Raw genomic sequence first — 12517 nt, 5'->3', positions numbered from 1 at the left:
ATTCATTTATTACCAACCAGCATATGATCTGGGTAGCGACAATAGCTGCGGTCAATACTTCCGCAGTAGACCCGCTCGGCAACATTATTTTGTTATCCTGCACATAATTATATTCGGCAGCAACATAGAGAAGGTTCTCATGTCAAACAACATTCGTATCGAAGAAGACCTATTAGGAACACGTGAAGTCCCAGCAGAAGCCTACTACGGTGTTCATACTCTGCGTGCGATTGAAAACTTCTATATCAGCAACAGTAAAATCAGCGACGTTCCTGAGTTTGTACGCGGCATGGTGATGGTAAAAAAAGCCGCCGCCATGGCAAACAAAGAGCTGCAAACCATCCCACGTAAAATTGCCGACGTCATCATCCAGGCATGTGATGAAGTACTGGATAAAGGCAAATGCATGGACCAATTCCCGGTGGATGTGTTCCAGGGCGGTGCTGGCACCTCGCTGAACATGAACACCAACGAAGTACTGGCAAACATCGGCTTGGAGCTGATGGGCCACCAGAAGGGTGAATACCAATATCTGAACCCTAACGATCACCTCAACAAGTGTCAGTCTACCAACGACGCTTACCCAACCGGGTTCCGCATCGCGGTTTACGCCTCCAACCAGAAACTGATCGATGCTATCAACCAACTGCGTGAAGGGTTTGACCGTAAGGCCAAAGAGTTCGAAACCATCCTGAAAATGGGCCGTACCCAGTTGCAGGACGCGGTGCCAATGACCCTGGGCCAGGAATTCCACGCCTTCAGCGTGTTGCTGAATGAAGAAACCCGTAACCTGCACCGTACCGCAGAGTTGCTGCTGGAAGTGAACCTGGGTGCGACGGCGATCGGTACCGCGCTGAATACTCCGGAAGGTTACCAACACCTGGCTGTTAAGAAACTGGCGGAAGTGAGTGGCCTGCCAGTGGTACCTGCCGAAGACCTGATCGAGGCCACCTCCGACTGCGGTGCCTACGTGATGGTGCACAGTGCGCACAAGCGCCTGGCGGTCAAACTGTCCAAGATCTGTAACGACCTGCGTCTGCTGTCTTCCGGCCCACGCGCTGGCCTGAACGAAATCAACCTGCCTGAACTGCAGGCCGGTTCTTCCATCATGCCGGCCAAAGTGAACCCGGTGATCCCAGAAGTGGTTAACCAGGTTTGCTTTAAGGTGATCGGCAACGACACTTGCGTTACCATGGCCGCCGAAGCAGGCCAGCTGCAGTTGAACGTGATGGAACCGGTAATTGGCCAGGCGATGTTTGAATCAATTCACATCCTGACCAATGCCTGCTATAACCTGCTGGAAAAATGCATTAACGGTATTACCGCCAACAAAGAAGTGTGCGAGTACTACGTATTTAACTCTATCGGTATCGTCACCTATCTGAACCCGTTCATTGGCCACCACAACGGTGACATTGTCGGCAAGATCTGTGCTGAAACCGGCAAGAGCGTACGTGAAGTCGTGCTGGAACGCGGTTTACTGACCGAAGCTGAGCTGGATGACATCTTCTCCGTAGAGAACCTGATGCACCCGGCATATAAGGCGAAACGCTATACAGATGAAAATGAACAATAATAGACTCATCCGGTAGCCTGAAAGGCACGCTAATCCTCTGGATAGCGTGCCTTTTTTCTTTCCGAAAACACAAAGCTGTAACGTTTGGTTTTCATAAAAATCCATTTTAAGGGGTAAACACTATGCTAGTAGTAGAATTGGTGATCGTTCTACTGGCCATCTTTTTGGGGGCCAGGCTGGGCGGTATCGGAATAGGCTTTGCAGGCGGTCTTGGGGTGTTGGTGCTGGCGATGATTGGCGTTAAGCCAGGCAGCATTCCCTTCGACGTTATTTCAATCATTATGGCGGTTATCGCCGCTATCGCCGCTATGCAGGTCGCTGGCGGGATGGACTATCTGGTGCAGCAAACCGAAAAACTGCTGCGTAAAAATCCAAAATACATCACTATTCTGGCCCCCATCGTCACCTATTTCCTGACCATCTTCGCCGGTACCGGTAATATCTCCCTCTCGGCCCTACCGGTCATTGCAGAAGTGGCTAAAGAGCAAGGCATCAAACCTTGCCGCCCTCTGTCGACTGCCGTGGTTTCTGCGCAGATTGCCATTACCGCCTCGCCTATCTCAGCAGCGGTGGTGTACATGTCTTCCGTTATGGAAGGCCACGGCGTGAGTTACCTACACTTGCTGATGGTAGTGATCCCTTCCACCTTCCTGGCTGTGATACTGATGTCGCTGCTGGTCACTTGGTTGTTTGACTCCAAGCTGTCTGACGATCCTGTGTATCAAAAGCGCTTCGAAGAAGGTCTGGTTGCCCTGCGTGGTGAGAACGTCATCGTGATCAAACCGCGTGCGAAAACCTCCGTGCTGCTGTTCCTGGCTGGCGTACTGAGCGTAGTGGCTTATGCCATCATCAACAGCCCAAGCATGGGTCTGGTGACGACGCCGCTGATGAACACCACCAATGCCATCTTGATCATCATGCTGAGCGTGGCCACCCTGACCACCATCCTGTGTCGCATCGAAACCGACCTGATTTTGAACTCCAGCACCTTTAAGGCCGGGATGAGCGCCTGTATCTGTATCCTGGGCGTAGCCTGGTTGGGTGACACCTTTGTGCAGGCCAACCTTGACTGGATCAAAGAGACTGCGGGTACCGTGATCCAATCCCATCCTTGGTTACTGGCGGTGATCTTCTTCTTCTGTTCGGCGCTGCTGTACTCTCAGGCCGCCACTGCCAAGGCGTTGATGCCGATGGCGCTGGCCCTGAACGTCACCCCGCTGACGGCGATCGCTTCCTTTGCTGCCGTTTCTGGCCTGTTTATTCTGCCAACCTACCCTACCCTGGTAGCGGCGGTACAGATGGACGATACCGGGACGACACGCATCGGGCGCTTCGTGTTTAACCACCCGTTCCTGATCCCTGGCACCTTGGGCGTGGCGTTTGCCGTCATCTTCGGCTTCCTGATCGGTAGCGTTATTCTGTGATCCTCAAGCGGGGTTTCGGCCCCGCTTTCTCCTCCTCATTCCCCTGCTGCTGATAATCTAACCTTCTAGCCAACACCGCTTCAGGGTATAGTGCCCTGTTACCAAACCTGGTTGAGAGGGCCGAAGATGTCTGATTGCGAAGCTATCGTCATACTCTGTACCGCACCTGATGAAGCCACAGCGCAAGAGCTGGCGGCACGCGTCCTGGGGGAGAAACTGGCGGCCTGTGCCACGCTGCTGCCTGGGGCAACATCGCTGTATTACTGGGAAGGGAAACTGCAACAGGAATACGAAGTGCAGATGCTGTTTAAAAGCGATCGTCAGCATCAACAAGCGCTACTCACCTACCTGAAACAACATCACCCGTACCAGACACCCGAACTGTTGGTGCTGCCGGTGATGGCTGGAGATAAAGATTACCTGTCATGGATCAACGCCTCATTAAACTGATATTGCTGCTGTGCAGCCTGTTCTTCCTGCCCACTGCGGCTCAGGCTTCACTGTTCGGCCAAAACGCGGGGAACCAGTTCGTACCCGTCGATCAGGCATTTGCCTTTGATTTTAAACAACAGGGCCCCCAACTGACGCTAAGCTGGCAAATCCGCCCTGGTTACTACCTGTATCGCCAGCAAATCAAGCTGGTGCCGCAGCAGGCAACGCTGGGCCAGTTCGAGCTGCCCGCCGGGCTGAAGCATAAAGATGAATTCTTTGGTGAAGTGGCGATATTCAAGGAACCCTTGGCCCTGAGCATTCCCCTGTTGCAGGCGGGTGACAATGCCAGCCTGAGCGTCACCTACCAAGGGTGTGCTGAGGCCGGATTCTGCTATCCACCTGAGACCCGTGTGATCCCGCTGAGCGCAGTGGTACTTGCCGCAGAGCCCGCAGCACCAGTAGCCATAGCACCAGCAGAAACAGCACCGGCCAATCTGCCCTTCTCCCCCCTTTGGGCCTTGTTGATTGGCATCGGTATTGCGTTTACCCCTTGCGTGTTGCCGATGTACCCACTGATTTCCGGCATTATTCTGGGCCGTGAGCGGCCACACAGCAGCGGGCGCATTCTGGTGCTGGCCGTGGTGTATGTGCAAGGCATGGCGCTGACCTATACCCTGCTCGGCCTGGTGGTTGCCGCCGCCGGGTTGCAGTTCCAGGCCGCGCTGCAGCACCCTTACGTGCTGATAGGTCTTTCGGTGCTGTTTGTCGCCCTGGCTCTGTCCATGTTCGGCTGCTACTCCTTGCAGCTCCCCTCTTCACTGCAAACGCGGCTGGCCAACTGGAGCAACACCCAGCAGGGTGGCTCGCTGGTGGGTGTGTTTGTGATGGGCGCTCTGGCAGGCCTGATCTGCTCGCCATGCACCACCGCCCCGCTCAGCGCCATCCTGTTGTACATCGCCCAAAGCGGCAATATGTGGGCCGGTGGCGGCACGCTGTATCTGTATGCATTGGGGATGGGTATCCCGCTGGTGATCGTGACGCTGTTCGGCAACCGCCTGCTGCCACGCAGCGGCCCGTGGATGCAGTACGTCAAGGAAGCCTTTGGCTTTGTGATCCTGGCGCTGCCGGTGTTCCTGCTTGAGCGGGTGATTGGCGACGTCTGGGGGCTGCGCCTGTGGAGCCTGCTCGGTCTGGCGTTCTTCGGCTGGGCATTCGTCCTGAGCCTGAAATCATCCCGTGGCTGGACACGAGCCATCCAGGTGCTGCTGTTGGCGGCGCTGGTGATTTCGGCGCGCCCATTGCAAGACTGGGCATTCGGTAGCACTGCTTCTGAGCAGACGGCCCAGCCGCATCTGAATTTCACCCGTATCAATAACGTTGAGCAGCTTAACCAGGCGCTGCAACAGGCGCAGGGCAAGCCGGTGATGCTGGACCTGTATGCGGACTGGTGTGTCGCCTGCAAAGAGTTTGAGAAATACACCTTCAGCGACCCAGCGGTGCAGACCCAATTGGCCGATACGGTGTTGCTGCAGGCCGACGTAACGGCCAACAATGCCGAGCAGGCAGCCTTGCTCAAGCACTTGCAGGTGCTTGGCCTGCCGACCATTTTGTTCTTTGACCGAGATGGCAAAGAGTTACCCGCAGCCCGCGTGACGGGCTTTATGAACGCAGAAGCCTTCGACGCACATTTGCAGAAAACCACTCGGTAAACGACACTGAGTTTCAGAACATTTTTTGGAGGGAGCACTAGTGCAACGTGAACAGGTTTTAAATACAGCCTTGGAGCTGTTGGAAAAACAGGGCCTGGCGACCACCACCTTGGAAATGCTGGCAGAAAAACTGGGTGTGCCATACAGCGACTTCAAACCGTTTTGGCCGGACCGTGAAGCACTGCTGTATGACTGCCTGCGCTACCACGGCCAGCAGATTGATACCTGGCGCCGCCAGTTGCAGCTTGATGAGACGTTGAGCCCACAGCAAAAGCTGCTGGCGCGTTATGACGTGCTGGCAGAGCATGTGCAGAATGAACGCTACCCTGGCTGCCTGTTTATTGCCGCCTGTAGCTTCTTCCCTGAGAGCGACCACCCGATCCATCAACTGGCCGAGCAGCAGAAGATCACCTCGCTGGACTTCACCCGCGATCTATTGCGTGAGATGGATGCCGACGACGCCGACTCGGTAGCGCAGCAAATGGAACTGGTGCAGGAAGGCTGCCTGAGTAAACTGCTGATAAAACGCCAGTTGCAAGATGTGGCTGTCGCCAAGCGGCTGGCCGAAGATATCTTGCATATTGCCCAGTGCCGTCAGTTTGGTGCGTTAAGCTAAAGCCTCCCTTACCGGGCTTACCACGTAGGGGCGCTGCATGCTGCGCCCGTTGATAACCAATGGGATAAGGCCGTATTCTGCGCGCTTTGCCTGAAAAGCCAGCAATCGGCGCTGTTTTCACGTTTTTCGTCACAAATCCGTTGACGCCGCACGGCCAATACGGTTTAATGCGCCCCGTTGCCCGGATAGCTCAGTCGGTAGAGCAGGGGATTGAAAATCCCCGTGTCCTTGGTTCGATTCCGAGTCCGGGCACCATCATTTAGAAGAACCCGCCTATGGCGGGTTTTTTGCTTTATGCATGCTGCCCTTCCCCGAGCTTCGTACTACTGCGAATTAGACACCTGCAGCCAACGTGTGATGATGCTCCACATGGGCTTCTCCGAATCGGGACACTACACTCTATCCCAAGATGCCCCAGTGAATCGTTGAACGAGTAAAAATACCCTCAGTACCAAGCCGATAGATGGAGGTATTTTGAGATTCATCGATTTGGGAACCTTACTCAGTTCGATAATTACAGAGTCCAACTACCCTGTTATATTCACACAGTATTATCTTCCCCGAACTGGAAATGTTAAGCATACGAACAGAATGTCGAACAGCTAGGAGGAAAGATAGGCCAGTAGTAAACTCTATTTGTGATTTATGCTGAAAAAAGCGCTCAAGGATATGACAGACAGGAGGTGATAAGTTGGAGATATTTTACGATCCTAATTTATATAAAATTTTGATATTAGTCTTCATCTTCTCGGCTGTGGCTGGATTTATTTTCTACATGTTGAATGACATTGACTTAACGTTAAAAAGGCGAAAATATGAAGCGACACTCAAGCAAGCTATCGCTCTTGATAGGCTCCAGAGTGACGATGTTTACCTTCTAGCCACACGCTGGTTTGTCAAAAAAGATCAGATTGCTACAACGCTCAACTTCATTTTGAGTGACTACATTAATGATAAAGATTGTAGCGATGAAAAGCTGGAACGAATCAGGGAACTCATCATCTGCCATCAAGAGAACGATCCTTTTTCTGACTTACCTGATGACATCAAGCTACAGTTACAGCAAATCAAAAAAATGGCTGGCGATGGCCATCAGGATATTCTCAGGCTGTCAAAATCGCTCAGTGAGATATACCTGTCCAATCAACGAAAAGCAAAAAACTCCTGGATACTCTCTTTGTGTAGCTTTCTTATCGGGATAGTGGGCTTGCCGTATGGTTTTTCCAAATAATCCCCAAGGAGATAAAAAATGAAAAAACGCAATATCACCGTGCAGGGAGTCGCCGTCGGCATCACGACCCTCCACGAACAGGATTACATTTCACTAACGGATATGGTGAAGAACTTCGAGGGCGGTAGTGCCCTGATTGAGCAATGGCTTAAGAACAAAGACACCATTCTGTTCCTGGGGGTATGGGAACAGATCAATAACCCGGATTTTAATTCCCCCGAATTCGAGGGAATTAAAAACGAGGCGGGTCGCAACAGCTTCTATCTGTCAGCCAAGAAGTGGAGCGACGCTACAGGAGCTATTGGCCTTTACGCCAAGGCTGGACGCTACGGCGGTACCTATGCCCACCGAGATGTCGCCTTCGAATTCGGCTCCTGGCTCAGCCCTGAATTCAAGCTTTACCTAATCAAAGAGTTTCAACGGCTTAAGGATGAAGAAGCACGCACCGCATCGCTAGAATGGAGTTTTCAACGCACATTGGCGAAAGTCAATTATCGCATCCATACCGACGCGATCAAGGAACGGCTGCTCCCGCCACAGTTGACCAAAGCACAAACGGTAACGGTCTATGCTAGCGAGGCCGATCTACTTAATGTCGCACTGTTCGGCATGACAGCAGCCCAATGGCGGCAAACCAATCCTGAACACCCTGGCAATATGCGAGACTCTGCCACACTTGAGCAATTGGTTGTTCTGTCTAACCTGGAGAGCATCAACGCTGTGCTGATCCACCAAGGATTATCGGCGAAAGAGCGCCTGCCACAGTTGAACAGGATTGCCATCACGCAAATGCGCTCTCTGGTTGGTCTACAGGAAATCAAACAGTTAGGGAGTCTATAAAAGTTGAGCATCACATACGGTTTGTATTTACCTCCAACTGACAACATGTTGGAATCGACAATGACATTCACGCTATTAGTACTGTGAATGTCATTGTATGCCTGAGCATCCCTCATCAACCCAAACCACCAACTGCCGCAGTTCTTCCATCACCACCTGGCGTAACTGAACATTCTCCCGCAGCCCTTGTTCCAGCGCCGCACAGGCCTGAACCGAATTTTGCATCCCCAAGCTGGCGCAGCCACTCTTCAGCTTATGCGCCAAACGCGCCACCAAGTCTTCATCCCCGGCCGCGAACGCCTGTTCAATTTCCGCCACCAGAGGGAAGGCGTGCTCGATAAACAAGTCTTTCCATTCGCCGATTTTCTGTTTGCCAAACACCGCCGCATCCTGTGTTAGCTGGATCGTATCCAGCGAACCAGCGGGCAACTGCGCTTTTTTATCCGCTGTCAGATAATGTTCGATCAACCGGCTAAGTTCCTCACGCGCGATAGGTTTTTGTATCAACCCACGGAATACTTTGGTCGTGCGCTGTCTCAAAGCCTCGTCCGCCACGTGGGCGCTAAAACCGATCAGTGGCAGTTGTGGGCAACAGACCGTGATCTGTAATGAGAGCGTGATGCCATCCATATCAGGCAGGTCCAAATCGACCAGCACGCCACTGAATGTGGAGTCCATAGCCAGTATGCCCAGCGCACTTTGGCCATCGCTGGCCACCTCAACCTCGGCACCACAGGACTGAAGCATTTCCGCCGTGATGCGCTGCGTCACCAGGTTGTCCTCCACGATCAGCAGGCGATAGTTGGCAAGATCGGTGCGCTCTTCGGCACGATGCTGAACTGGCGTGGTCGCAATTTGCAGCGGCAGGCTCAGTGAGAAACAGCTGCCCTGGCCCGGCGTACTGGTGGCGCTTAGCGTGCCCTGCAACGCCTCGGTTAATCCCTGGCTGATGGCCAAACCTAACCCGGTGCCGCCGCGTTTATCCGTCAGTTGCACGAAGGGTTTAAACATTTGTGTGAGCCCTTCGGCGGAAATGCCGCAACCGGTGTCAGCAACATCGATTTGCCAACGCTGGCCATCAACTCGGCAACGTACATCTATCCGGCCCAGCTCGGTAAAGCGCAAAGCGTTGGAGAGCAGGTTAATCACAATCTGGCGAATACGCCGCGGATCGCCATTGAGCCATTGCGGTAGATCATCGGCACAGTTGAGGCTGAGCTGGATATCGCGATGGCGTAACCGCCCAGAGATCAAACGTACGATACTCGCCAACAGTTGGCGCGGATCGAAAGGCTCGTTGCTGACGGTAACGCTGCCTTTGCCCGCCTCCAGCGCCGAATAGTCCAGAATATCGTTGAGGATCGCCAACAGGCTTTCGCCGGAATCATTGATCGCCTGTACATAAGCGAGGCTTTTGGCCGACAACCGTTGCTCGGAGAGTAACTGAGCGGTGCCTAATACACCATGCAACGGCGTGCGGATTTCATGGCTCATCGCCGCCAAAAAGGCCGATTTTGCCCGGTTGGCCTTTTCAGCCTCTGCCCGTGCCTGATGGTGTTCCACCACCAGCGCTTCCAGCTCTGCCGTGCGTAATTCGACCTGTGCCGCCAGATATTGCTGCTGGTTTTGCAAAGCGTCCGCATTGGCGCGAAACGCCTCCATCAATTGCCCCATGGTGTTTAGCTCATGCACCACCGAGGTGGCAGGAAAGGGCGAGTTGAGGTCGCCTTGCAGCAACCTTTGCAGCGCTGCGGTTTGCTTCGCCAAAGGTAAAGTGACCGAACGCCACACTACGCGCCACAGGATCAGAGACAACACCACCAGGGTGAACAGGCTCAAGGTGATCAGCCAGAACTTGCCGGTTTCACGGGCCTGTTTCAACGTTTCCAGCGCCTGAGTATTACGCCGTTCGATGTCGCTGACCTGGCGACTGATTTCGCTACTAAAGCGGGTGAACATATCCAGGTTGTTTTGCGACAACGCCTGTAACTGGGCACGAATGTCCCGTTCGCGCTGATAGAGGGCCGAAAGTTGCTGATAACGCGCCACGATCTGCAATTCACTGCCGATCTTCTCCCGCGTTAGCGGATCTTCGACACGTTCCTGACGGCGCTGGAGGATACGCACATAGTCGCCAATGCGGGAAACCAACTCTGCGGGCGCTCGCTCGGCGACCTCTTTTTCCAGCAGCAGGATCAGGTGCTCGATTTGGATCGCGTTAAGCCGCAGTTCGCTCATCTGGTTTTGATATTCCAGATCGACATCGATCAACCGGTCTAACGCCTGCTCCGCCGCCTGATTGCGATGCTGATCGATAAGATCGTAGATCCCCGCCTGGGTCACGCCCGCCGCTGTAGCCGCGTTGTTTAACTGCCCTTTGGCCAGTTCGGCAATGCGAGATGCCGCCTCCATAATCTCGCGTGACAGCTCGCGCTGCTGCTTGCGCAGCGCCAACCGTTGGCCAACCAGTTCGCCCTGTAAACCCAGGCTGCGGGTGATATCAGATTCCTGTTGCTCGATCGCCGCAGTATCAAACCCCTGCTCGCGCAGGCGCCCCAGCAACCGACTGATGCGCAGGCTTTGCACCGTCAGCATTTTCCCCTGATCGAGCCATTCCGCCTGGGTATTGGCGTTGGTCAGGCTTTGGGCTGAGAACAGTTCGTACGCGCTGGCCTCGCTCAGCTGGCGCGCCATGTTCATGGTGGGGATCACCGACTGAGTATGGGTTTGCTCTACCTCGCCAATAAAGCGAAAGCCAAACCAGCCGATCAGCGAACTGAGCAGCGTTAGGCCAGCCATCAGCAAGAAAGCCAACCAAAGTCGCCGTGTTAACGAAGGGTGCCCCATAAATGTCCTGGTGATGGAATATCGGCCGCGAAGCCTATAGCATAAAGGCATCCGATCTATGAGGCTATTATGCAAACCTCGATTCTGCGTTTTCTGCTGCTGTTCATCTGCGGCCTGTACGCCTTTTCAGCGCTGGCCGTCTCAAAAGCCCCGTTGGTGCGTTGGTTAAACGAGCGCCAGTCTGAGCCGCTTGCCGCCCTGGCCCCACTGCACGCACAACGCAGTTGGAAAATATGTGCGCTCTACCCCAGCCTGAAAGACTCTTACTGGTTATCTATCAATTACGGCATGGTGCGAGAAGCACAGCGTGCTGGTGTGACGTTGAAAATCTTTGAGGCCAGCGGTTACTCGCAGATCGATACCCAGCGTGAACAACTGGCGTTATGCCGCCGTTGGGGAGCTGATGCCATTTTGCTTGGCAGCAGCGTGGCGCAGTTCCCCGATCTGGCCGCCTCCGTTGGCGACACCCCGGTGATTGAGGTAGTCAACGCGTTAGGCTACCCAGCAACCAAAGTGCGCGTGGGAGTGCCTTGGTTCCAAATGGGTTATCAGCCGGGGCGCTATCTGGTTGAACATGCAACCCAGCGCCCACTCAACGTGTTGCTGATGCCGGGGCCAAAAGATGCCGGTGGCAGCCGCGAAATGATCGCCGGTTTTCGCGCCGCCGTTGCAGGCAGTGCGATCAACATCGTCGAGGTGGTGTATGGCGATAATGACGTAGAAATTCAGCGCAATTTACTGCAAGACATGCTGGAGCAACACCCGCAAATCAATCTGGTGGCGGGCAACGCCATTGCCGCTCAGGTGGCGATGGGGGAAAACCGCAATCGGCAGCAGCCGCTGGAGATTGTCTCTTTTTATCTGTCGCACCAGGTTTATCGTGGGCTTAAGCGTGACAAAATCATGGTGGCCGCCAGTGACCAGATGGTGCTACAAGGCGAGTTGGCCATCGATCAGGCGATCCGCGTTTTGCAGCATCAGGCGGTAGCCAATAATGTCAGCCCACCGATCCTGACGCTGACGCCGGGCAATATCAGCACCCAAAAGGTGGCGCTATCACTCTCGCCCCTTGGTTTTCGGCCCGTATATCTGTTGCCGTCAGCTAACGTCGGCGGCTAGGAAGTAGCCTTCACCGTGCTGGGTGACGAACAGTTCGCTGTTCAGTTTGTTCCTCAGCCTGCGTATCAGCACGTCAACGGTGCGCAGATCGGGCTGCTCCACCCGGTGGGACGACAGCATCCGCAACAGGCGTTCGCGGCTCAGCACCGTGCCTGGGTTGGTGACAAATGCCAACAACATTTCATATTCGGCCCGCGTCAGGCGGATCGGCTGCTCTTCAAAAGTCAGAGTATGGCGGGAAGGGTTGAGGCTGTAACCGGCGAACAGGTAGCAGTTGTCCTGCTGCACGTTGCTGGCCGGGGTGTTGGCCAGATCGATCCGCCACAGCAGGTTTTTCACCCGCACCACCAGCTCACGCAGCTCCAGCGGCTTGGTGACGTAGTCATCGGCCCCCATTTCCAACCCGACGATCCGATCGATCTGATCGCTGCGCCCGGTAACCAGAATGATCCCGACGTTAGATCGCTCACGCAACGCACGGGTTAATAACAGGCCATTTTCGTTGGGCAGATTGATATCCAGCAAAATCAGATCCACCGGCTGCAGCAGCATGATCTCCTTCAGCCCCACGCCGCTTTCCGCCACGGACACCTGGTAGCCCTCATGAACAAAATAATCACGTAAGCGTGCCTGCGTAACCGGATCGTCTTCCACAATCACGATGTGATGGCTCATGAGTTAGCACCCGCCCCTAGTCTGTTCATATTCGTTCATATTCTGACT

10 protein-coding genes and 1 tRNA gene are annotated in these 12517 nt (G+C 54.3%); 9 read left to right on the top strand and 2 right to left on the bottom strand.

Translation table 11 applies throughout. The features are described from left to right. Positions 1 to 139 precede the first annotated feature (139 nt). From aspA to WN53_RS10115, 8 genes are all read left to right on the top strand, one after another. Complete coding sequence (aspA, locus tag WN53_RS10150) at positions 140 to 1576, top strand: aspartate ammonia-lyase (RefSeq protein WP_021807586.1); 1437 nt, start codon at positions 140 to 142, stop codon at positions 1574 to 1576. A gap of 122 nt (positions 1577 to 1698) precedes the next feature. Beyond that, positions 1699 to 3000 carry an anaerobic C4-dicarboxylate transporter gene (locus tag WN53_RS10145; protein ID WP_024484767.1) on the top strand — a complete coding sequence of 434 codons (1302 nt, stop codon included), beginning with the start codon at positions 1699 to 1701 and terminating at the stop codon, positions 2998 to 3000. 126 nt (positions 3001 to 3126) lie between these two features. Next, positions 3127 to 3450 (top strand): divalent cation tolerance protein CutA, encoded by a 324-nt coding sequence (gene cutA / locus WN53_RS10140; protein ID WP_021807588.1) that lies wholly within the window; start codon positions 3127 to 3129, stop codon positions 3448 to 3450. Further along, entirely contained in the window at positions 3426 to 5141 is a 1716-nt protein-coding gene (locus WN53_RS10135; RefSeq protein WP_024484766.1) for a protein-disulfide reductase DsbD, read from the top strand. Before cutA ends, WN53_RS10135 begins: the two co-directional genes overlap by 25 nt. 40 nt (positions 5142 to 5181) lie before the next feature. After that, on the top strand, positions 5182 to 5757 hold the full coding sequence (locus WN53_RS10130) for a transcriptional regulator (protein WP_021807590.1): 576 nt from the start codon (positions 5182 to 5184) through the stop codon (positions 5755 to 5757). 179 nt (positions 5758 to 5936) lie between these two features. Beyond that, positions 5937 to 6012 (top strand) — tRNA-Phe (locus WN53_RS10125). Positions 6013 to 6448: 436 nt separating this feature from the next. Then, the gene (locus WN53_RS10120) at positions 6449 to 6988 is read left to right on the top strand and encodes a hypothetical protein (RefSeq protein ID WP_024484765.1); all 540 of its coding nucleotides are present in this window, start codon (positions 6449 to 6451) and stop codon (positions 6986 to 6988) included. 18 nt (positions 6989 to 7006) lie between these two features. Next, positions 7007 to 7828 (top strand): KilA-N domain-containing protein, encoded by an 822-nt coding sequence (locus WN53_RS10115; RefSeq protein ID WP_024484764.1) that lies wholly within the window; start codon positions 7007 to 7009, stop codon positions 7826 to 7828. A 90-nt stretch (positions 7829 to 7918) separates the two neighbouring features. Here WN53_RS10115 and torS read toward each other — a convergent pair whose 3' ends face one another. Beyond that, positions 7919 to 10675, bottom strand: a complete 2757-nt coding sequence (gene torS / locus WN53_RS10110; RefSeq protein WP_024484763.1) for a TMAO reductase system sensor histidine kinase/response regulator TorS — start codon at positions 10673 to 10675, stop codon at positions 7919 to 7921. 84 nt (positions 10676 to 10759) lie between these two features. Here torS and torT point away from each other — a divergent pair, with 84 nt between their 5' ends. Continuing rightward, entirely contained in the window at positions 10760 to 11794 is a 1035-nt protein-coding gene (gene torT, locus WN53_RS10105; protein WP_024484762.1) for a TMAO reductase system periplasmic protein TorT, read from the top strand. On the opposite strand, the gene torR is transcribed toward torT, so the two are convergent. After that, positions 11774 to 12469, bottom strand: a complete 696-nt coding sequence (torR, locus tag WN53_RS10100) for a two-component system response regulator TorR (protein WP_024484761.1) — start codon at positions 12467 to 12469, stop codon at positions 11774 to 11776. The genes torT and torR overlap by 21 nt on opposite strands. Between the last annotated feature and the right edge of the window lie 48 nt (positions 12470 to 12517).

It is taken from the genome of Serratia fonticola, assembly GCF_001006005.1.
In the GTDB taxonomy this organism is placed as follows: Bacteria; Pseudomonadota; Gammaproteobacteria; order Enterobacterales; family Enterobacteriaceae; genus Chania; species Chania fonticola.
This window is presented reverse-complemented; position numbering and strand designations above follow the sequence as displayed.